This is a genomic window from Sinomonas sp. ASV322 (assembly GCF_030908245.1).
In the GTDB taxonomy this organism is placed as follows: domain Bacteria; phylum Actinomycetota; class Actinomycetes; order Actinomycetales; family Micrococcaceae; genus Sinomonas.
The window spans coordinates 65431-84894 of sequence record NZ_JAVFJJ010000015.1; the positions used below are offsets into that span (position 1 = coordinate 65431).

A 19464-nucleotide genomic window follows, 5' to 3' on the forward strand; every position below is an offset into this window, starting at 1 on the left:
CCTGCCCTGGGCAATTCCAGAGTAGTACGCGGCGGCGGCGCGGGCACGCGGCGGGGCCGGCCTTCTCGCTCCTCGGGGCACGTGAGCGCACCGGCGCGCACGGGGCCGCCTCGGATATGAACCATTCGGTATGCATCCAGCGCGAAGTCCTCCGGAGGAATGTGTGCAAAATCACATATTCTCCCGGGGGCACGTGAAAACACAAACACTTGTCCAAAACCGCGACTTTCCGCTGTGGATTTCGAATGTGGAAAAAATTCTTTGGTCCACATCGGGTGGAATAAGTTTTCGCAGGTCAGCGGCTAGTTTTCGTGCCAGTTTGAAAGTTTTCCACACTTGTCCACAGGCTCCGTGAACAACTTCCGGGACGTATTCCACAAGTTGTCCACAGGTGTGGTGGACGGCCAGCTGGAGAATGTCGGAGGCCACGGATACCTTTGCTGCAACCATCCGGAAGAGGTCCACGGGCCTCGATCCGGGCGTCACATGCGAGGTGAGGTGTCGCCGGTGTCTGCATCCCAGATCGAGTCCGCTCCGTCCTATCGAGACTCGGATGGGGGCCGAACACCCCCTCAGGACATCGTCGCCGAGCAGTCCGTGCTGGGTGGCATGATGCTCTCGAAGGACGCGATCGCCGACGTCGTCGAAGTCCTTCGCTCGGTCGACTTCTACCGTCCCGCGCACGAGACGATCTTCGAGGCGATCACCGACCTGTACAGCCGCGGCGAGCCCGCGGACGCCGTCACCGTCTCCGACGAGCTGACCAAGCGCGGCGAGATCAACCGCGTCGGCGGGCCGGCGTATCTCCACGAACTCATCCAGTCCGTGCCGACTGCCGCCAACGCCGGCTACTACGCCGCGATTGTCGCCGAACGAGCCGTGCTGCGCCGCCTCGTGAGTGCGGGGACGAAGATCGTCCAGCTCGGCTACGGCCAGGACGGCGAGGTCGAGGATCTCGTCAACCAAGCCCAGGCCGAGGTCTACGCCGTGGCCGAGCGCCGCCAGGGCGAGGACTACGTGGCACTCTCCGAGGTCATGGAATCGGCCATGGACGAGATCGAAGCTGCCGGCCACCGAGGCGAGGGCATCACGGGCGTCCCGACGGGGTTCTACGAGCTCGACGAACTCACGCACGGCCTCCACGGTGGCCAGATGATCGTCATCGCGGCGCGGCCCGCCGTCGGCAAGTCGACGTTCGCGCTCGACTTCGCCCGCTCGGCCGCGATCAAGCACAAGCTCCCCACGGTCTTCTTCTCCCTCGAGATGAGCCGCAACGAGATCGCGATGCGCCTCATGAGCGCGGAGGCCACGATCCAGCTCCAGGATCTCCGGCGCGGCACCCTCCGCGACGAGCAGTGGGCCAAGATCGCGAAAGTCATGGGTCCGCTCAACGAGTCGCCGCTTTTCATCGACGATTCGCCGAACATGTCGCTCATGGAGATCCGTGCGAAGTGCCGCCGCCTCAAGCAGCAGCACGGCCTCCGCCTGGTGGTCCTCGATTATCTCCAGCTCATGAGCTCGGGCAAGAAGGTCGAGAGCCGTCAGCAGGAGGTCTCCGAGTTCTCGCGTGCCCTCAAGCTGCTCGCGAAGGAACTCGAGGTTCCCGTCATTGCGCTCTCGCAGCTCAACCGCGGCTCGGAACAGCGCCAGGACAAGCGGCCGATGGTCTCGGACCTTCGCGAGTCGGGGTGCCTCACCGCGGACGCCCGCGTGCTTCGGTCGGACACGGGCGCTGAGACGACGATGGGTGAGCTCTTCGCGTCCGGGGCCAAGGACGTTCCCGTCTGGTCCCTGGACGAGAGCCTGAGGTATGTCGAACGGCATTTGACGCACGTCTTTTCGACCGGGGTCAAGCCTGTCTATCGCCTGCGGCTCGCGTCGGGGCGGACCGTTCGTGCGACGGCCAATCACCCCTTCTTCACGTACGAGGGGTGGAAGCCCCTCGGCTCGCTGGCGGTCGGTGATCGGCTGGGCGTTCCACGTCACGTGAACGGACCGGCCCTCCGCACCGAATGGGATGACGGCCAGGTCACCATGCTCGCCCACCTCATTGGCGACGGGTCCTTCGTGCGGCGGCAGCCGATTCGTTACGCGACACAGGACGAGGCCAATGTTGCAACCGTTGTCAGCGCGGCCGAGTTCTTCGGTATCGCCGCGGTGCGGGATGACTACGCCGCTGCTCGCTGCACGACAGTGCGGTTGCCCGCTCCGTTCCGGCTGACGCATGGAAAGCGGAACCCGATCGCCGCGTGGCTGGATGATTTGGGCCTGTTTGGCGCGCGGAGCCACGAGAAGTTCGTCCCCCAGGACGTCTTCGCCCTGCCGAAGAAGCAGATCTCCCTTTTCTTGCGCCATCTGTGGGCAACGGACGGTTCTGTCACCGTGAACAAGGCGGGAACGGGCGGTCGGATCTACTACGCCTCGACGTCTCGTCGTCTCGTCGACGGCGTGGCGATGCTCCTTCTGCGTTTCGGGATCACTGCTCGTGTCAAGACGGCGACTCCGAAGGGCACCTATCGTCCTGGCTACACGCTTGACGTTTCGGGTGCCGACGATCAGCGCCGTTTCCTTCAGGAGATTGGTGTCGCCGGGGCGCGGTCTGCGAACTGCGAGCGTCTGCTCGAGATCGTCCGGGCGACGACGGCCAACACCAACGTCGACACGGTTCCCCACGCCGTGTGGGACGACGTTCGCTCGATCCTGGCCGAGAGGGAGATGACCCACAGGGAGTTCCAGGCCGCTCTGGGCACCCAGTATTGCGGCTCGACCTTGTTCAAGGCGGCCCCGTCGCGTGAGCGGCTCTCCCGCGTGGCCGAAATCCTTGACTCGGCGGAGCTCGAGATCCAGGCGCTCAACGACCTGTTCTGGGACGCCGTCACCAGCATCGAGCCGGACGGGGTCGAGGAGGTCTACGACGCGACCGTCTTGGGGAACCATAACTTCGTCGCCAACGGCATCGCAGTTCACAACTCCATCGAGCAGGATGCCGACATGGTGATCCTGCTCCACCGCGAGGACGTCTACAACAAGGAATCGCCTCGCGCAGGCGAGGCGGACATCCTCGTCGCGAAGCACCGCAACGGCCCCACAAAGGACATCGTCGTCGCCTTCCAGGGCCACTATTCGCGCTTCGCCAACATGGCCGCAGACGCGGGCGACGGCGAAGGCGGCGGCGGGTTCTAGACACCCAGCGGGGAGACGCCTTGTGGCCGAGAAGAGAGCCTGAGGAGTTCTTCCCGGCCACAAGCCGTCTTACGGATGACACGGGCAGCGCGCGGAGGCCCCGCCGTCGTGCGCAGTTCACTCGAGCGGCGACACCTCGAGCGCCCGCAGCCGCGCCGGATCGGCCATGACGTCGATGTGGGTGATGCGGTCGCCGTCGATCCCGAACTCGAGCACGATGCGCAGGCGGCCCTTCGGAGCCACGACGATGGCCACCGCGCCGTTGACGACGGCGACGCGCGCGAACGGTGCCCGCGCCGCGGACGCGACGGCGGCGTGCGCGACCTGCTCGGCGCCGCGGAACGAGACACGGACGCGCGACGGCGTCGACGCGGCATCTGCGTCGATCAACACGTCCGGGGCGAGCAGCGCGACGAGCGCCTCGAAATCGCCCGTGCGGACGGCGGTGAGGTAGGCCTCGACGGCGCGCCGTTGGCGGGGGCGATCGGGGTCAGGGGCCTCCGAGCCGCGGACGCGGCGGCGCGCGCGGCTCGCGAGCTGGCGCGTCGCCTCGGAGGACTTGCCGAGGATCGGGGCGATGCGGTCGAAGGGGACGTCGAACATGTCGTGGAGCACGAACGAGAGCCGTTCCGCGGGCTGAAGGGTGTCGAGCACCACGAGGAGGGCGAGACCGACCGAATCCGCCATGACGGCCTCCTCCTCGGGTCCGTCCGCGGTGGTGGCGACCACGCCGTCGAGCCCGTCGAGCCCGTCGAGCGGCTCCTCGCGGCGCGTGCTCCGCGCCCGCAGGACGTTGAGGCAGATCCGCCCGACGACGGTCGTGAGCCACGCGCCGAGGTTCTCGATCGCCGCCGCCTCCGTGCGGGCGAGGCGCAGCCACGCCTCCTGCACGGCGTCGTCCGCCTCGGGGAGCGACCCCAGCATGCGGTACGCCACGGCACGGAGGCGGCCGCGCTCGGACTCGAATCGGGTGGCCAGAAGATTCTCGACATCCACGCTGTCACACTCCAGCACCGTCGCGTGTCATGCAAGTGAAGGGGCCGCAAGGGCCCCACGACAAGGGAGAACACGAGATGGCAGCGACAATCCTGGTCACGGGCGGAACCGGAATCCTTGGGCGGCAGGTGGTGGCACGGCTTCGCGACGCCGGGCAGTCCGTGCGCGTCCTGAGCCGGCACGGCGGCCCAGCGGGCGACGGCGTCGAGTACGTCGCGGGCGACCTCCAGACAGGCGAGGGGGCCGCGGCCGCGGTGGACGGTGTCACGACCATCGTGCACTGCGCGGGCACCCAGAAGGGCGACGGCGACAAGGCGCGTCACCTCGTCGCGGCGGCCAAGGACGCGGGCGTGCGGCACATCGTGTTCATCTCGGTGGTCGGGGCGGACACGATCCCCGTCGTGAGCGGCATCGACCGCGGTGCGTTCGCCTATTTCGAGTCGAAGCACGACGCCGAACGGGTCATCGAGGCGTCGGGCATCCCGTGGACGACGCTCCGCGCGACCCAGTTCTACGAGCTCACGCTTCTCACGGCCAAGGCGATGGCGAAGCTGCCCGTCATCCCCGTGCCGTCCGGCTTCAACTTCCAGCCGGTCGACTCGGGCGAGGTTGCGGACCGGCTCGTCGAGCTGGCCCTCGGCGACCCGCAGGGCTTCGTGTCCGACGTGGCCGGACCCACGGTGTACAGCATGAAGGACCTCATCCGGTCCTACGTGGCTGCGGCCGGCCTGCGCAGGCTGTTCCTCCCCGTGCCCATGCCGGGCCGCGCCGCCCGGGCCATCCGGGACGGGGCGAACATCGCTCCGGCTCGGGCGGTTGGGCGCCGGACTTGGGAGGAGTTCCTCGCTACGCAGTCACTGGTCCAGGCGTGACGGCCGAATCGAGCAGTGCCTCGATTGCATCCGCGCCAGCGGAGGCCCCGCCTGCTGCGACGTAGCCCGCCGCGACCCGCCGCGCGCCGTCGGCCATTCCCGCGGCGCGGCGCACGGCGTCGCGGAGCGCGCGGCCGCTGAGCCTCTTGCGGTTCAGCCGGACGCCCGCACGGGCCTGCTCGACGCGGGCGGCGACCTCGAGCTGGTCTCGTCCAAAGGGCACGACGACGGTCGGCACGCCGGCCGCGAGGGCCTTCTGGGTCGCGCCCATGCCGCCGTGCGTGACGGCGACTGCCGCGCGCGCCAGCACGGGTCCATGGGGCACGAACGATTCGACCCGGACGTTCGCCGGCAGCCGGCCGAGATCCGCGACGCCGGAAGGCATCGTCACGACGACCCGGTAGGGCTCGCCCGCCAGGCCTTCCACGGCGGCTCGCGCGAGCGATTCGTCTGCCTGGTATTCGGACGAGGTCGTCACGAGGGCGAACGGCTCGCCGGGCTCGTCAAGCCACGCAGGCACATCGGACGGGGGCTCCCACGGGAGAGCGCCGATGAGTCGCACGTCCGGCGCCCAGTCCGGATGCGGGTACTCGAACGGTTCGGCGGTGGCCACGAGGACGAGCTGGCCCGCCCGGAAGAACGCGCCGACGCTCGGCGAGGCCGGCAGCCCGCGCGCCGCCCGGGCGGCGTTGATCCGAGGCAGGAAGCGCTTCTCGAGCTGGCCGGTCACGAGCGGCCGCAGTACGGCGTCGCGAGCTCGGCCGAGCGGCCCCGCCATGGGCTTGAACCCGGGACCGAATGGCGGCGTGCCGCGCGCCTCGATTGGCGGGATGTAGGGGCTGAACGTCGCCCATGGTCCGCCCGAGGCCTCCGCCGCGATCCGCGCGCCCCATGCATTGATGTCGACGACGACGGCGTCCGCGCCGGTTGCGCTGAGGGCTGCGGCGAGGTCTGGGCCGTCGAACTCGGCGCGGCGGGTCATGACGTCGGCTGCGGCCGAAAGCGCCTGGACGGCGTTGCGCGCGCCGAAGTCACGGTGTTCGATCGCGGGGATCCGCGGATCGATGCCCTCCGCCTCGAGGCCGAGCCCGCGGAGCAGGCCGACGTGGCTCTCGAGCGTGCGCACGCACACCCTGTGGCCCCGGGCTGCAAGTTCGAGGAGGAGAGGGGTCAGGGGGAAGAGGTGCCCGATGGCAGGCGAGGTGTAGGCGAGGATGGTAGACATCACGGCCTCCGGACGAGGGGTTCGAGGAGCTCGGTGAGGGCAACGAGGTACTGGCGTCGGCTGAGGCCCGCATCGAGCCTCAGGAGCTTCCAGGTGTAGACGTCGCAGAGGGCGACGAACTGGGCGAGGCGGCGGTCGCGGTCCGCGCCGGTCAGGCCCGCGAGGGAGTTCGCGAAGACGCGCGAGCACCAGCCGCGATGGTAGCCGCGACCCCGACCCGTGACCTCGCGCATGAACGCGGAGGCGTGTTCCTCGGCGAGCATCTTGAGCGCGAGCTGTCCGGTCGTCTCGTAATGCTCGGCGAGGTTCTCGAGGGCGGCCGCGAGGTTGTCTGCCGGTGCGGCGTCGCGCGCGTTCGCGACGGTTTCGAAGCCGTGCTCCGCCGCCGACGCGAACAGCGACTCCTTGTCGCCGAAGCGCCGGATGACGGTCTGCACGGTGACGCCCGCGCGGTCCGCGACCTGTGCGAGCGTGATCTGCGCGAGCGGGATCTCGACGAACAGCCCGAGCGCGGCGTCGAGAAGTCGCACGCGCGTCTCCTCGGCCGAGGCAGCGCGCTGGCGCATGACGTAAGGCCGGCCGCCGCCCTCGGATTTCATGTTAATGACGCTAACTTTAAATCCGGGGCGGCGTCTAGCCCCTAAGCCCCGATCTTCAACCCAGTGCCGAGGAAGGCGAGCGCGTCGTCCATCATGGCTGGAAGATCGCCGCGCCCGTCGTCGGCGACCCATTGTTCGAGGACCGCGGTGAGCGCCCCCATCATGGCGCCTGCGGCCACCGCAATCCTCGGATCGTCCGTGGAGATGCCGATGCTCCTGGCGAGGATGCCGCCGTAGATCTGCCCGATCTCGTGGTTGGCCGTCATGATCCGGCTGCGGAGGGCCGGCGTCTCGAGGACCAGGCGCATCCGCTCGAGGATCACGTCGCGGTCCACGGCGAAGAATTGAGCGAATACGCCGCGGAGGACGGATCGGAACGCCTCGACCACGGGCGTCTCGGGGGGAATGGTCTCGAGTGCGGCCATCATCGACGCGTCGTACTCGTCGGCGAGGACCACGTCTTCCTTCGTCGGGTAGTACCGGAAGAACGTGCTCGGCGAGACCTCCGCCTCGGCGGCGATCTGGTCGACCGTGGTCTCGTCGTAGCCCTGCTCGGCGAAGAGGCGGAGCGCGACGTCTTGGATGAGGCGCCGCGTCTTCGCCTTCTTGCGTTCGCGCAGCCCTGGTTCCGTCATGCACCCATCTTGCCAGCCGCCGTCGTGCGCGGAGCCTGCGCGCGGCGCGGGAGCACAATTGCCATCGCGGCCGCTATGACGATCGCCGCCGCGAAGCACACGAGGCTCACGCCGTGAACGCCGTCGAGGTACGCGGAGCCGGCGGCATCGCGCAGCGCGTTCCCCGCGGGTCCGAGGCGACTCGCGACGGCGACGGCCCCGCCGAGCGAATCGCGCGCGGCGCTCGCCGCGGCACCGGGGAGATGCGCGACCGGCCCATCCATGCCCGAGCGATACGCGGCCGTGAGGATGCTTCCGAGGACGGCGACGCCGAGCGCGCCGACGGTCTGCCGGACGGAGAGGTTGAGCGCAGTGCCGGTGCTCTGAACTCCGTCGGGGAGCGAATCGAGCATCGCGGCCATGGCGGGCGGCATCGCGACGCCGAACCCGAAGCCTGTCACGGCGAGCGTCGCGAAGAGGGGCCAGTAGTCGGACGACGGCGTGATCCCCAGGAGTGCGAGGAAGCCCACCGAGGAGACGAGGAGGCCCGCGGGGACGATCACCCTGAGGCCAAGCCGCGGCCCGAGCCGCGACGAGATGGCCGAGCCGATCACGAGAGTGAGCATCATGGGCATGAGCTTGAGCCCCGTGACGAGCGCCGAGTCCCCGAGATACGCCTGCAGATAGAGCGGAATCGCGAACAGGAGTCCCATCATCACGAATGAGGTCAGCGCCGTCGCGACCGTGGGCCACACGAACAGGCGCGATCCCATGAGGCGGCGGTCCAAGAGCGGTCCGGCGCTGCGCGCCTCGACGACTCCGAACGCCACGAGCAGCGCGACCCCGCCGCACAGCGGCACGAGCGTCGACGCCGCACCCCAGCCGTCGATCGGCACCTGCGTGATCCCGTAGACGACGCCGGTAAGCCCCCCGACCGTGAGCAGGAGCCCGAAGGGATTGACGCGCCGGGGGCTCAGGTCTCGCGAGTCGGGGATGAACGCGAGGCCCGCGGCGAGGGCCACGGCGACGGTCGGCACGTTGAACAGGAGCGTCGAGCCCCACCAGAAGTTGTCGAGCAGCCAGCCGCCGACGAGCGGCCCGAGGGGCATGCCGACGCCCATCGCGGCGGTCATCACGGCTACGGCCTTGGGTCGCTGGGCCGGGGCGAAGACGGTCGGGATGATCGAGAGCGCGAGCGGGAAGACCGCCGCGGCGCCGATTCCCATGACGGTGCGCGCGGCGATGAGCTCGGTCGGATTCTGCGCGAGCGCGCCGACGGCACTCGCGGCCACGAAGATCCCGAGGCCGACGGCGAGCACGCGGCGGCGCCCCAGGCGGTCGCCAACGAGGCCCGCGGGGATGAGCAGGACGGCCGAGGTGAGCCCGTAGCCGTTGACGATCCACTGGAGTTCGGTCGTGCTGGCGCCAAGGGCGCGCGAGATGTCGCTCAGTGCGACGTTGAGCACCGTCGCGTCGAGGCCGACGACGAGGAGCGAGAGGGCGAGCGCCGCGAGGATCCACCACCGGCGGGGGTGACCCGCCTGGGCCTCCGTGGATGCCGGCGCAGATGTCGCAACCGAGGGGATCTTGGAAGTTGCCATGAAATGACAGTAACTCTCACAAACTAGTGTCTGTCAAGAGGTTGTGAATCGCAGAATCCAAACTGTCGGTGGCCCGTCCTACAGTGGGTGTCATGGAACAAGCGGGGGCCGAGCAGGCCGATCTTGGCGTGGGCGGGGCCGCGCGGCGGGCCGGATCGCGCTCGACGGCGCGGGACATCCTGCGCCTTGCCCTCCCCGCACTGGGCTCGCTCATCGCCGAACCGCTGTTCCTCCTCGCCGATTCGGCCATCGTCGGGCATCTCGGCGTCGATGAGCTCGCAGGACTCGGCCTCGCGACGACCGTCCTCGGCACCGTCGTGGGGCTCATGGTGTTCCTCGCGTACGGCACGGGACCGGCCGTCGCACGCCTGCTCGGCGCTGGGCAGGCGCCGCGGGCTATGGCGGCCGCGCGCGACGGCGTGTGGCTCGCGCTGCTGCTCGGCCTCGTGCTCGCCGTGGCCGGCTGGGCGTCCGCGCCCGCCGTCGTCCATGCCGTGGGCGGGCTCCCCGCCGTCCAGGGGTACGCGGTCGAATACCTCGCGTGGTCCATGCCGGGGCTCGTCGGCATGCTCGTGGTCTTCGCGGGCACGGGCGTTCTGCGGGGGCTCCAGGACACGCGGACACCGCTTGCCGTCGCGACCGTCGGGTTCGCCGCCAATGCGGCACTCAACTTCGTGTTCGTCTATGGCCTCGGATGGGGCATCGCGGGGTCGGCCATCGGCACGAGCATCGCGCAGCTCGGCATGGCCGGCGTCTATCTCGCGATGGTGGTTCCGCGGATGCTGCACGAGGGCATCTCCCTCGCGCCCCGGTGGAGTGGGATCCTGGCCGCTGCGCACGTCGGCTCGTGGCTCATGCTCCGCACGCTCACCCTGCGCGCGGCCATCTTCGCGACGGTCGTCGTCGCGACGGCCCAAGGTGCCGAGAACCTCGCCGCGCACCAGCTCGCCATGACGATGTTCAATTTCCTCGCCTTCGCGCTCGACGCGCTTGCGATCGCGGCGCAGTCCCTCATCGGCAAGGAGCTCGGCGCCTCGAACGCTCCGAGGGCACGAGAACTCACGGCAACCATGGTCCGGTGGTCGCTCGGGTTCGGCCTCGTGACGGGTGCGGTCCTTGCCGCGTGTGCCCCGTGGATCGGATGGCTCTTCACGGGCGATCGCGCAGTCCACGAGACGCTGACCCCCGCCCTGCTCGTCCTCGCGGCGAGCCAGCCCGTGTGCGGGTTCGTGTTCGTGCTCGACGGCGTCCTCATCGGGGCGGGCGACTCGCGGTATCTCGCGATCGCGGGTGTGCTGAATCTGGTGGTCTACGCGCCGCTCCTCGTGTGGGTCGGGCTCTCGGGGATCGGCGGGCCGGCTGGCCTCGCGTGGCTGTGGGCGGCCTTCGCGGGCGGCTACATGCTCGCGCGCGCCCTCACCCTCGGGCTCCGCGCCCGAACTGGAGCGTGGGTGGTCCTCGGGGCACATTAGGCGCGGGGGCTCCGGGCCGCCCCGACTAAACTGACTGCGTGCCTTCCCCCTCTCCGCAGCCCGACCGCGTCCGACTCGCGTGGCCCGTGCTGATCCGGGCGGCGGCCGCGCTGGCCTTCGGGGGCGCCACCGTTTTCTGGGGGCGGCCGACGACGGCGGGGGCCGCGTGGGTCTTCGCCGCGTACGTCTGGCTTCTGCTCGCCGACGAGGTGTGGCTGCTTCGCTCGGAGCGCCCTGGGCCGTCGCGCGGGTCCGCGCTCACGGGGCTGGTCGGGTTCGCGCTCGCGGCGATCGCCGCCGTCGTACCTCTCGTCGCTCCCGCTGACGGGGTCTTGGCCGGAACGGGTGCCGCGGCGCTTGTGCTCGTCGGGGCATCCGACGTCGCGCGCGGCCTCATCGCCCGGCGTGCCCCGTCGTCGGGGGTGGCCCCGCTCGCGCGGGACCTGCTCCTCGTGGGGATCGTGACCGTCGGGGCGGGAATCCTTCTGCCGTTTTTCGCGGGTCTCGGGCCGCACGCGATCTTGGGCGTCGCGGGCGGCGCGGCCGTCATCGCGGGAGTCCTGCTCGCGATCGCAGGGCTGAGCTTGAGGCACGATGCCGCTGCGGCGGCTCGAGTGGCCTAGAATTGAGTCGTTCTACCTCACGTAGAACGACCCCCACGCGAACATCCAACTGCACCGAAGATCCATCGTGGCGCCGCGCCATCGCGGGCCGCGCAAGGAGGGCCCATGACCGAAGAATCCCCGCGCGGACCCCGCGTCGGCATCAAGGGTCCGCTCACGTTCTCCGCCTTCTTCGGCGTGGTCGCCTTCTTCGGCGTCCTGATCTTCGCGTCGGGCGGCACCGGGCACGGCCTTCGGTTCGACCTTGCGTTCACGGCGGGCGGCGTCGCCTTCATCGTGTGCCTCGTCGTCGCTGCGATGCTGTCGATGACGTACAAGGAGAACGCCGACCACCTCGGGAAGGGCTCGGGGGTCAACCTCCGCTCGGAGGATCGCCTCAAAGGCCGCGGAGCGCAGCACCAGAACGCGCCGGCCGACAGCGAAGCGGGGCCTGCGTCGGGCACCGCGGACGTCGAGGCAACGGACGACGACGAGAATCGCGCCTGACGCTGCCGCGGCACGTGCGTTGGACATGTCCATAATTGGGCCTCTGACCGCATAGAGTGGCGGTATGAGCCCCAACAAGAACCGCCATCGCGCTGCGACCGTTGCGGCGTCCGCTGCGGCCCTGACTGCAGCCATCGCGTCCCCCGCTGCCGCCGCTGCCGACACGCACACCGTCCGTCCCGGAGACACCCTGAGCGGAATCGCGGCGCGGCACGGCGTGGCGCTGAGCGAGCTGTTCCGACTCAATGGACTCGGCTGGACCTCGATCATCTATCCGGGCCAGCAGATCCGCCTCACCGGGGTCCCCGCCCCGGCGCCTTCGGGCTCGGTGAGCCTGCCCGTCGCGCCGGCTTCTGCCGCAGCAGCGTCGGGCCAGACCTATACGGTCAGGTCGGGCGACTCCCTGTGGGCCATCGCGCAGCGGACGAGGGTTCCGCTCACGTCGCTCTTCTCGCTCAACGGCCTCGGGCCGACGTCGATCATCTACCCGGGCCAGGTCCTGCAGCTCTCCGCGCCGGCGCCCGCGCCTGTGCTGGCTCCGGCGCCCGCCCCCGCCGCCCAGGCTCCCGCCCCGGCCGCGAAGCCGGCGACCCCGGCGCCGGCACCGGCTCCCGCCGCACACGCGCCCGCTCCGGCTCCGGCGCCCGCCGCGCCGGCCGCGCCGGCCCCGGAGACCTCGGCCCAGATCCAGTCGATGGTGCGGTCGACCGCGGCGAGCATGGGAGTCCCCGTGCCGCTGGCTCTCGCGATCGCCGCGCAGGAGTCCGGATTCCGGCAGAACGTGACCTCGCCCGCGGGCGCCATCGGCGTCATGCAGATCATGCCCGCCAACGCGAGCTGGGTCTCAGGCCTTGCGGGCCGGCAGCTCGATCTGCACAAGACGCAGGACAACATCACGGCCGGCGTCGCAATGCTTCGGTGGCTCCTGCGCCAGGCGCCGACCCAGGACATCGCGATCGCGGGGTACTACCAGGGCCTCTACGGCGTGCAGGCCTACGGAATGTACTCGGACACGAAGGCCTATCTCGCGCAGGTCAAGTCGCGGATGGCAACGTTCTCGTAGCGTCGATCGGACGTCCGGGCCCTCGCCCGCGTTCGGGTAGTCTGAGAGTCCCTGACGAGTCCCCTGTGAGCTTCGCGTGACCATGCACATCGAATCGCCGACCCTGTCGCCGCGCCGCCGTGCGATCGCCGGCCTGCTCGGCATCTACCTGGGTGCCTTCGGCGTGCACCGGTTCTATCTCGGGTACACGGCGATCGGCGTGATCCAGGTGATCACCGCGCTCGCTCTTGCGAAGACGACGTACGGGACGATCTTCCTGTGGGGCATGATCGAGGGCATCCTCATCGTCCTGGGCGCGCGGCCGTTCCGCACCGACGCCGCGGGCCGCGAACTCCGCTGACCGGCGGACGGGCGAGTCACTTTTCGCAGAAGTCGGGCTCTTGCCCGACCGGCAGTCCCCTTACCGGTCGCGAAGTTACCTTGAGGAGGACTTCGCGACCAATAAGGGGACTGCTGAGTGCGACAAGGGGACTTCCCGACGCCGTCATCCGCCCACGGCCCGGGCGACTACCGCCAGAGGGGATTCTGGTCGGTCCAGCCGATCGGGATCCCGAGCCGCTCGACGGTGCGCGGCGTCGACGTCTCGGCCGTCCCGACGACCGCGAGGGCGTTGACTACGAGGTGCGTCTGCGCCGCCGCGACCCAGGAGGCGGTGTCGGAGTGCTTCGAGCGCGCGTCGACCACGAGCCATGCCTGGTCGGCCTGGAGCCGCTCAGCGGCGGACGCGTTCGCGGCAGTCGAGCCGGGCCGCCCGAGGCCGAAGGCCACGACGATAGGCCTTCCGTTGACGGCGCCCTCTTCCCGGGCGGCGGCGGCCTGCCGTCGGTTCCCGATCGACGCGACCCCGTACGCCTCAAGCAGTCCTGCGGTGCGCAGCTCACCGTGGATCGCCTCCGCGAGGGCCATCGCGGGGCCGAGCGCCGCGTCGTGCGGGGCCGCCACGAGGATGAGCGTTCCGGGCGCCGCAAGGGGGGCGGGTTCGCCCCGGTCTTCCACGACAACGGGAGCTCCGAGATGCTGCAGCATCGCTGCGAAGTCCTCGGCGGCCACCTGTGGCCCGAGTTCGGGCAGGGTGTCCGGCCCTTCCTGGGGCTCGGCCGTCCGGAAGATGGTTTCGAGCCCCATCTCCTGGGCGATCTTGAGCGACCATTCCCCGGGCTCGCTCGGATCGGGCACGACCACGAGCCCTTCGTAGCGATCACCCCGGATGAGGGCCCAGAGGTTCCGCGAGCCGATCTTCCGCGCGCTGACGAGCCAGGCGCTGGGCCCGTAGGCCTCGGCTTTGGCCTTGAGTTCGTCGAAGGAGCGGGCCCGCAGCGTTGACGCGATCGGCACGCGAATCACCCCCATGGTGAACGTCGAGGTTGGCCCGGCCGTCCGCACGATTGCCTATCCGGCCAGTCCCGCGTCAACCTCAGCGAAACCGCGGACCTTTCGGAAGACTACCAAGCCGGTAGCCCCATCGGGGCTCGGCGCGAGCGGCGATTGTGACGGAAACAGGACGGTCGAGCGACGCTCAGCCCCTAGCTCGCAGCCTTCCGCTCGCGGTAGGCGCGGACGTGGGCGCGGTTCGCGCAGTTGCCCGTGTCGCAATAGCGCTTCGAGCGGTTCTTCGAGAGGTCGATGAGGACGGCGTTGCAGTCGTCCGCGGCGCAGAGGCGCAGCCTGTCGAGTTCCTTCGAGCGGATGACGTCGACGAACGCCATTGCTGCCTCGGTTCCCATGCGCACCGAGAGGGGAGCCTCGGGGGTGGTCGCGTGCAGATGCCAGTCCCAATAGTCATGCTTGACGAGCTGGGGGAGCGCGCGCGATTCGCGGAGGATGCCGTTGACGAGCGCGACGGCGTCATCCTCCGAGGCGTCCCACAGCGTCCGGAGCTGGGACCGCAGCGCGCGCACGGAGGCGAGCTCGTCGTCGTCGTGCGTCCTCGAGCCGGTGAACTCTTCCTGCTCGAGGAAGCGATCCAGATCGCCCGGAGCCCGCAGATGCTCGACGCCCTCGGAATCGAGGGTGTTGACGAGATTCACGGCCGTTCGCAGCGCGACTTCCGTGTCATAGGCGAACAACACTTTGACTCCTGACTCGTCGGAGGCTTACTGTCATTACCATACACTCGCTTTGGTCCTGACACGCGGCTGGTCCGCGGTTCCGTGCAGGCCACCACCCTAGGAGGTGTCCGTGCCGCCCGCGAACCGCTCGACGTCCGGCCTCGTCTACGCGCTGCTTTCCGCCGCAACCTTCGGCATCAGCGGTCCGCTGGGGAAGTCGCTCCTCGAAGCGGGGTGGAGCCCGGGGGCCGCGGTGGGCACGCGCATCGGCCTCGCGGCACTCGTCATGCTGGTTCCGACGCTCCTCGTGATGCGCGGCCACTGGGCTCGGCTGCGGGGCGGCCTCGGGATCATGGCGGGCTACGGCGTCGTCGCCGTCGCCCTGTGCCAGTTCTGCTACTTCAACGCGGTCGCTCGCATGAGCCCGCCCGTCGCCCTCATGCTCGAGTACCTCGCGCCGATCATCATCGTCGGCTGGATCTGGCTGCGCACCCGCCGCCGCCCGGGGCTCCTCACGATCGGCGGAACCGTCGTCGCGATGGCCGGCCTCGTCCTCGTCCTCAACCTGTTCAGCGCGACGCGCGTCGATCCGATCGGCGTCCTCTGGGGCTTCGGCGCCGCGGCGTGCCTCGCCGTGTACTTCGTGCTCTCGGTCAAGGCCGACGGCGTCCTGCCGCCGTTCGCCGTCGTCGGCGGCGGCATGGTGTTCGGCGCGGCGGCCATTGGCGCCCTCGCGCTCGTCGGGGTCCTACCCCTCGCTGCGACGTTCGGCACGGTTCACCTCGCGGGCGCAGAGCTCAGCTGGGTCGTGCCCGTCCTCGGCATCACGCTTATCGCGGCCGTCGCCGCCTATTCGCTCGGGATTGTCGGGACGCAGCGCCTCGGCTCGAAGGTCGCGAGCTTCGTCTCGCTCACGGAGGTCCTGTTCTCGGTCCTCGCGTCGTGGCTCATGATCGGGGACGTGCCCGCTCCCATCCAGGCCCTCGGCGGCGTGCTCATCGTCGCGGGCGTCGTGCTGGTGCGCGTCGACGAGCTGCGCTCGCCGGTCCCCGAGAAGGTCGTCGAAGAGGCGTCGCCGGAGCCCCTCCCGGCGTCCTAACCCCATCGACTGCTCCATAACTGTCGTTATGGGCGCCCAAAACGACAGTTACGGAGCAGTCGATGCTCGCTAGCGGTCAATGCGGGCTCAGCGGCCGAAGCGCGTGAGCCGCAGCGAGTTCAGGACCACGAGCACCGAGCTGGCGGCCATCGCCGCGCCGCCGATCATGGGATTCAGCAGCCCGAGCGCCGCGATCGGGATCCCGATCGTGTTGTACGCGAAAGCCCAGAACAGATTCGCCTTGATCGTGCGAAGCGTTGCGCGGGAGAGCTCGATGGCCTGGGCGACGTGCGCGAGGTCCTCGCCCATGACCGTGAGCTCCGCGGCCTCCCGCGCGACATCCGTGCCCGAGCCCATCGCGACGCCAAGGTCTGCCTGCGCGAGGGCTGCGGCGTCGTTCACGCCGTCCCCGGCCATCGCGACCGTCGCCCCTTCGGCCTGGAGCCGCCGCACGGCGTCGACCTTCCCTTCAGGCGTCACCCCGGCGTGCACGTCCGACGGCGCGATCCCGACTTCCGCGGCGACGCGCGCCGCGACCGCCGCGTTGTCTCCCGTGACGAGGAGCGGCCGGAGCCCGAGGGCGCGGAGGCGTTCGACCGCGGCGCGCGAGCCTGGCTTGACGGTGTCCGTCAGGCTGGTGGACCCGGCCGCAGACCCGTCGACGGCGACCCACACCGCCGTCGCGCCGGCCTCCTCGCGCGCCTCGAACTGCCCGCGCAGCCCTGCGGGAAGACCGATGCCGTTCTCGCGCAGCCACGTTTCGCGCCCCACGACAACCGTCCGCCCCTCGACGCGGCCCACAACTCCGCCGCCCGGCGCCGAGCGGAACCCCTCGACGCCCGGCAGACGGCCGCCGTCGTCGGCTCCCGCCCCGGACCGGATTCCGGTCCCAGGCTGGATTCCCGTCCCGGACCGGATTTCTGTCCCAGCGCGGACTGCCTCCTCGGCGGCGGAAGCGATCGCCCGGGCCAGCGGGTGCTCGCTCGCGGACTCGACGGCGCCGGCAAGCCGCAGGAGTTCGCGGGCATCGCGGCCCGGCGCGGCATCGACGGCGTCGACGGAGAGTCTGCCGGTCGTGACCGTTCCGGTCTTGTCGAGCACGATCGCGGTGATCTTGCGCGTGTCCTCGAGGGCCTGAGGGCCCCGGATGAGGATGCCGAGCTGGGCTCCGCGGCCCGTCCCCGCGAGGAGCCCAACCGGGGTGGCGAGTCCGAGGGCGCACGGGCACGCGATGACGAGCACGGAGACGGCGGCGGCGACCGCGGACTGGAGTCCGCCGCCGAGCGCGAGCCACGCCCCGAAGGTGATGATCGCGACCCCGAGGACCACGGGGACGAAAACCGCGCTGATACGGTCTGCGAGACGCGCGATCGGAGCCTTCGAGGTCTGGGCCTCGGAGACGAGGCGCCCCATGGCGGCGAGCGTCGTCTCGGCGCCGACGCGCGTGGCCTCGACGATGAGCCGACCCGAGGCGTTGACGGTCGCGCCGGTCACGGCGTCCCCAGGCCCGACCTCGACGGGCACCGATTCGCCCGTGAGGAGCGAGGTGTCGACGGCGGAGAGCCCGTCGACGACCACGCCGTCGGCCGCGATCTTCTCGCCGGGGCGCACGACGAAGACGTCGCCGCGCTCGAGGCGGTCAGCGGGAATGCGGTATTCGACGCCGTCCGCCAGGAGCGTCGCGTCCTTGGCCCCGAGGTCGAGGAGGGCGCGCAGGGCGCTCCCCGCGCGGGACTTGGCCCGTGCCTCGAGGAAGCGGCCGAGCAGCAGGAACGTCGCGACGACGGCCGAAACCTCGAAGTAGAGCGCGCCCATGTCCATGCCGTGCGCGGTCATGTCGGGGTGGGTGAGCAGCTGCGCGGCCGAATAGGCGTACGCGGCGATGATGCCGAGTGAGACGAGCGTGTCCATCGTCGAGGACCCGTGCCGCGCGTTGATCGCCGCGGCGCGGTGGAACGGCCATGCCGACCACGTCACGACGGGGAGCGCGAGGACCGCGACCCACCAGCCCCAATTCGCGAACTGGAAGAGCGGCACCATCGAGATGAGGAACACGGGCACTGTGAGCACTGCTGCGACGACGAGGCGGGGCAGGAGCTCCGCTCCCGGCGCGCGGTCGCCGTGGTCCGCGGGCCCTGCCGTGGCGCGTCCCTTGAGCGTCGCGCTGTAGCCGGCCGCGGCCACGCGGTCGAGGAGCTCTTGGTCGGTGACGCCGGCGGGCGCGAGCACGCGCGCGGATTCGAGCGGGAGGTTGACCGTGGCCTGCACGCCGTCGATCGCGCCGAGCTTGCGTTCGACGCGGTTGACGCACGACGCGCATGTCATGCCCTGGATATCGAGCTCGACGACGCGGGCGACGTCATAGATCGGCGTGGACATGGTCAGCCTTTCTCTCTTCTTCGATCCCGCGACGGCGGGTTCGGCGGCCGATAGTTCGGCCTGCCGCAGCGCGACCGTCAGGCGTTGTTGTCGACGACGAGGTAGCCGGCCTCGGCGATGGCCTCGCTGATGGCCTCGTGCTTGAGGCGGCGGTTCGAGTTGATCGTGACCTCGGAGATCCCGCCCGCGTTGAGGTCCACGGCGACGCCGTCGACGCCCTCGAGCGCCTCGAGCTCTTCGGTGACGGAGTCGACGCAGTGGTGGCAGGTCATGCCGTCGACGTGAACGGTGGTGCTGAAGTTCGTCATGATGGCTCCTTCATGGGATGGGTTGTTCTGGCTGGCGGGAATCGGCCCGCACGGGTCAGCGCAGGAGGCGGCCGATCGCGTCCGAGGCCTCCTTGACCTTCGTGTCGATGCCTTCGGCCCGCAGGGCGGGATCGGGTTCGCTCGCCGCGCCGACGACGCAATGCCCGATGTGTTCCTCGAGCAGCCCGAGGCTCACGGCGTGCAGGGCCTTCGTGACGGCAGACACCTGCGTGAGGATGTCGATGCAGTACTTGTCTTCGTCGACCATGCGCGCGATTCCGCGGACCTGGCCTTCGATGCGCTTGAGACGACGCAGGTAGGCGGCCTTGTTCGAGGTGTAGCCGTGGACCGTTGCGTCGCTGGTTGGAGGTGCTTCGGCCGTTTCCATGCCCCGAACCTATACCCCGGCGGGGTATGCGTCAAGTACCCCCAGGGGGTATGCCACGCCGTGCGCTCCGACGGCAGCGAACGACGACGGCGCGGCGCACCGTGCGCTGTGGCGGACCCCACACCCCGCGGATTTGCCGGTGCCAGCGGGGGCCGGTAATGTATTCCGAGTCGCCAGCGGAGAGCGCGGACAGCGCGAGACCGCGGCGGCCAACCCCACCTCAACCAGAACGGCAGTCATGCTGCCTGCTCTGCGGCGGGGAATCGAGCTATTGCCGAGCATTTGAATCCCGAAAGGGAATTTGAGGCCGAGGCGAGAAGCTGGTAGGGTTGAGAAGTTGCTTCGGGGAGATATGCCGGGTTTTGCCTGGTGGATGCACTCGGGGGGCTTGTTGTTTGAGAACTCAATAGTGTGCCATGTTCGATCGATGCCATTTTTTTGATGGCCGATTGTTGCTGTCCTGATGCACCCCCGTGTGTTGGGATGGTTTTTTTCGGCTGGGATCGGA

At 69.8% G+C, this 19464-nt stretch carries 19 protein-coding genes; 8 read left to right on the forward strand and 11 right to left on the reverse strand.

Annotated features, from left to right (window positions below):
- Positions 1-507 precede the first annotated feature (507 nt).
- A complete protein-coding gene (locus RBS12_RS16750) occupies positions 508-3183 on the forward strand; it encodes a replicative DNA helicase (RefSeq protein ID WP_307967269.1) in 2676 nt (891 codons plus the stop codon).
- Positions 3184-3300: 117 nt separating this feature from the next.
- Here the strand turns inward: RBS12_RS16750 and RBS12_RS16755 are convergent, their stop codons facing one another.
- Positions 3301-4179 (reverse strand): sigma-70 family RNA polymerase sigma factor, encoded by an 879-nt coding sequence (locus RBS12_RS16755; RefSeq protein ID WP_307967270.1) that lies wholly within the window; start codon positions 4177-4179, stop codon positions 3301-3303.
- A 77-nt stretch (positions 4180-4256) separates the two neighbouring features.
- Between RBS12_RS16755 and RBS12_RS16760 the strand changes: the two genes are divergently transcribed.
- Positions 4257-5051, forward strand: coding sequence for an NAD(P)H-binding protein (locus RBS12_RS16760; RefSeq protein WP_307967271.1), 795 nt, complete (start codon positions 4257-4259; stop codon positions 5049-5051).
- Here the strand turns inward: RBS12_RS16760 and RBS12_RS16765 are convergent.
- From RBS12_RS16765 to RBS12_RS16780, 4 genes are read right to left on the reverse strand one after another with little or no spacing between them, the layout of a single operon-like run.
- On the reverse strand, positions 5026-6276 hold the full coding sequence (locus RBS12_RS16765) for a glycosyltransferase (protein ID WP_307967272.1): 1251 nt from the start codon (positions 6274-6276) through the stop codon (positions 5026-5028). The genes RBS12_RS16760 and RBS12_RS16765 overlap by 26 nt on opposite strands.
- Positions 6276-6875: a TetR/AcrR family transcriptional regulator gene (locus tag RBS12_RS16770; RefSeq protein ID WP_307967273.1), complete on the reverse strand. Its 600-nt coding sequence runs from the start codon at positions 6873-6875 to the stop codon at positions 6276-6278. Before RBS12_RS16770 ends, RBS12_RS16765 begins: the two co-directional genes overlap by 1 nt.
- Positions 6876-6916: 41 nt before the next feature.
- Complete coding sequence (locus RBS12_RS16775) at positions 6917-7510, reverse strand: TetR family transcriptional regulator (RefSeq protein WP_307967274.1); 594 nt, start codon at positions 7508-7510, stop codon at positions 6917-6919.
- Complete coding sequence (locus tag RBS12_RS16780; RefSeq protein WP_307967275.1) at positions 7507-9090, reverse strand: MFS transporter; 1584 nt, start codon at positions 9088-9090, stop codon at positions 7507-7509. The genes RBS12_RS16775 and RBS12_RS16780 overlap by 4 nt, the downstream gene beginning before the upstream one ends.
- 92 nt (positions 9091-9182) lie before the next feature.
- Here RBS12_RS16780 and RBS12_RS16785 point away from each other — a divergent pair, with 92 nt between their 5' ends.
- The 5 genes from RBS12_RS16785 to RBS12_RS16805 all read left to right on the forward strand — a co-directional run bounded on the left by RBS12_RS16785 (position 9183) and on the right by RBS12_RS16805 (position 13074).
- Positions 9183-10562: an MATE family efflux transporter gene (locus RBS12_RS16785; protein WP_307967276.1), complete on the forward strand. Its 1380-nt coding sequence runs from the start codon at positions 9183-9185 to the stop codon at positions 10560-10562.
- 38 nt (positions 10563-10600) lie between these two features.
- Positions 10601-11185 (forward strand): hypothetical protein, encoded by a 585-nt coding sequence (locus tag RBS12_RS16790; protein ID WP_307967277.1) that lies wholly within the window; start codon positions 10601-10603, stop codon positions 11183-11185.
- 105 nt (positions 11186-11290) lie between these two features.
- The gene (locus RBS12_RS16795; protein WP_307967278.1) at positions 11291-11671 is read left to right on the forward strand and encodes a hypothetical protein; all 381 of its coding nucleotides are present in this window, start codon (positions 11291-11293) and stop codon (positions 11669-11671) included.
- A gap of 64 nt (positions 11672-11735) precedes the next feature.
- Positions 11736-12734: a LysM peptidoglycan-binding domain-containing protein gene (locus tag RBS12_RS16800; protein ID WP_307967279.1), complete on the forward strand. Its 999-nt coding sequence runs from the start codon at positions 11736-11738 to the stop codon at positions 12732-12734.
- Positions 12735-12816: 82 nt separating this feature from the next.
- Entirely contained in the window at positions 12817-13074 is a 258-nt protein-coding gene (locus RBS12_RS16805) for a TM2 domain-containing protein (RefSeq protein WP_307967290.1), read from the forward strand.
- A 167-nt stretch (positions 13075-13241) separates the two neighbouring features.
- On the opposite strand, the gene RBS12_RS16810 is transcribed toward RBS12_RS16805, so the two are convergent.
- Entirely contained in the window at positions 13242-14084 is an 843-nt protein-coding gene (locus RBS12_RS16810) for a hypothetical protein (RefSeq protein ID WP_307967280.1), read from the reverse strand.
- Positions 14085-14257: 173 nt separating this feature from the next.
- The gene (locus RBS12_RS16815; RefSeq protein WP_307967281.1) at positions 14258-14803 is read right to left on the reverse strand and encodes a CGNR zinc finger domain-containing protein; all 546 of its coding nucleotides are present in this window, start codon (positions 14801-14803) and stop codon (positions 14258-14260) included.
- Positions 14804-14912: 109 nt separating this feature from the next.
- On the opposite strand from RBS12_RS16815, the gene RBS12_RS16820 reads away from it, so the two are divergent.
- Positions 14913-15881 (forward strand): EamA family transporter, encoded by a 969-nt coding sequence (locus tag RBS12_RS16820; RefSeq protein WP_307967282.1) that lies wholly within the window; start codon positions 14913-14915, stop codon positions 15879-15881.
- Between the two features lie 87 nt (positions 15882-15968).
- Here the strand turns inward: RBS12_RS16820 and RBS12_RS16825 are convergent, their stop codons facing one another.
- The 4 genes from RBS12_RS16825 to RBS12_RS16840 all read right to left on the reverse strand — a co-directional run.
- Positions 15969-18260, reverse strand: a complete 2292-nt coding sequence (locus tag RBS12_RS16825; RefSeq protein ID WP_307967283.1) for a heavy metal translocating P-type ATPase — start codon at positions 18258-18260, stop codon at positions 15969-15971.
- A gap of 77 nt (positions 18261-18337) precedes the next feature.
- Entirely contained in the window at positions 18338-18568 is a 231-nt protein-coding gene (locus RBS12_RS16830) for a heavy-metal-associated domain-containing protein (RefSeq protein WP_307967284.1), read from the reverse strand.
- 55 nt (positions 18569-18623) lie between these two features.
- Positions 18624-18956, reverse strand: coding sequence for a metal-sensitive transcriptional regulator (locus RBS12_RS16835; RefSeq protein WP_307967285.1), 333 nt, complete (start codon positions 18954-18956; stop codon positions 18624-18626).
- A 236-nt stretch (positions 18957-19192) separates the two neighbouring features.
- Positions 19193-19464, reverse strand: a 272-nt coding sequence (locus RBS12_RS16840) for a hypothetical protein (protein WP_307967286.1), incomplete at its 5' end; no start/stop codon positions are given.